General features: G+C 53.9%; 1 rRNA gene. It reads right to left on the reverse strand.

The features are described from left to right. Positions 1-2,153, reverse strand: a 23S ribosomal RNA gene (locus TH5_RS25090); the annotation flags it as partial.

Below are 2,153 nucleotides of genomic sequence, written 5' to 3' on the forward strand. Positions count from 1 at the left end.
CTTTTATCCGTTGAGCGATGGCCCTTCCACGCGGGACCACCGGATCACTATGACCGACTTTCGTCTCTGCTCGACTTGTCAGTCTCGCAGTCAGGCAGGCTTTTGCCATTGCACTCTTAAGCTGATGTCCGACCAGCCTGAGCCTACCATCGCGCGCCTCCGTTACTCTTTGGGAGGCGACCGCCCCAGTCAAACTACCCGCCATGCAGGGTCCCGGATCCGGATAACGGACCTCGGTTAGATATCAGGAAGCAAAAGGGCGGTATCTCAAAGGTGGCTCCACCGAAGCTGGCGCTTCGGGTTCATAGCCTCCCGCCTATTCTGCACATTCACATCCTGATACCACTGCAAAGCTGTAGTAAAGGTGCACGGGGTCTTTCCGTCTGACCGCGGGTACTCCGCATCTTCACGGAGAATTCAATTTCGCTGAGTCGATGTTGGAGACAGTGGGGAAGTCGTTACGCCATTCGTGCAGGTCGGAACTTACCCGACAAGGAATTTCGCTACCTTAGGACCGTTATAGTTACGGCCGCCGTTTACCGGGGCTTCAATTCAATGCTTGCACATCTCCTCTTAACCTTCCGGCACCGGGCAGGCGTCAGACCCTATACGTCGTCTTGCGACTTCGCAGAGCCCTGTGTTTTTAGTAAACAGTCGCCACCCCCTGGTCTGTGCCCCCACCGTAAAGTTGCCTTCACGGTGGGCCCCCTTCTCCCGAAGTTACGGGGGCAATTTGCCGAGTTCCTTCAACATCGTTCTCTCAAGCGCCTTGGTATATTCAACCTGCCCACCTGTGTCGGTTTCGGGTACGGTCCATATGTGAGAGTTATTTCCTGGACCTCCTTGGCAGCATCTCCAATCCAATAAGGAGACACAACTTCCAGAGGCCGTCACTTCTCACGGGTACAGGAATATTAACCTGTTTCCCATCGACTACGCGTTTCCGCCTCGTCTTAGGGGCCGACTCACCCTGCGCGGATTGGCCTTGCGCAGGAACCCTTGGGCTTTCGGCGAGGGAGGTTCTCACTCCCTTTGTCGCTACTCATGTCAGCATTCTCGCTTCCGATACCTCCAGCATACCTTACGGTACACCTTCACAGGCTTACGGAACGCTCCGCTACCACTTGTTCCGAAGAACAAATCCGCAGTTTCGGTGTGTGGCTTGAGCCCCGGTACATCTTCGGCGCGGGACAGCTTATTTAGACCAGTGAGCTGTTACGCTTTCTTTAAACGATGGCTGCTTCTAAGCCAACGTCCTGGTTGTCTTGGCCGTCCTACATCCTTTCCCACTTAGCCACAACTTTGGGACCTTAACTGGCGGTCTGGGCTGTTTCCCTCTCGACCACGGACCTTAGCACCCGTAGTCTGTCTGCCAGATAGTACTCATCGGTATTCGGAGTTTGATTAGGTTTGGTAAGCCGGTAAGGCCCCCTAGCCCATTCAGTGCTCTACCCCCGATGGTATTCGTCTGACGCTCTACCTAAATAGATTTCGCGGAGAACCAGCTATCTCCAGGTTTGATTGGCCTTTCACCCCTAACCACAAGTCATCCCCGTCTTTTTCAACAGACGTGGGTTCGGTCCTCCAGTGACTGTTACATCACCTTCAACCTGCTCATGGCTAGATCACCTGGTTTCGGGTCTAATCCCACAAACTCAATCGCCCTATTCAGACTCGCTTTCGCTGCGCCTACACCTAACGGCTTAAGCTCGCTTGTAAGACTAACTCGCTGACCCATTATGCAAGAGGTACGCTGTCACCCCATAAAGAGGCTCCAACTGCTTGTAGGCATCCGGTTTCAGGAACTATTTCACTCCCCTTATCGGGGTGCTTTTCACCTTTCCCTCACGGTACTGGTACACTATCGGTCGTTAAGGAGTACTTAGGCTTGGAGGGTGGTCCCCCCATGTTCAGACAGGATTTCACGTGTCCCGCCCTACTCGAGGACCTGTATGCTTTCTACCCGTACGGGGCTATCACCCACTTTGGCCAACCTTTCCAGATTGTTCCGGTTCTTACATACAGGCCACTGGCCTGGTCCGCGTTCGCTCGCCGCTACTAGCAGAGTCTCTGTTGATGTCCTTTCCTCCGGGTACTGAGATGTTTCAGTTCCCCGGGTTCGCCTCATAACGCTATGTATTCACGTTATGATC

The organism is Thalassospira xianhensis MCCC 1A02616, from assembly GCF_003326475.1.
Lineage (GTDB): Bacteria > Pseudomonadota > Alphaproteobacteria > Rhodospirillales > Thalassospiraceae > Thalassospira > Thalassospira xianhensis.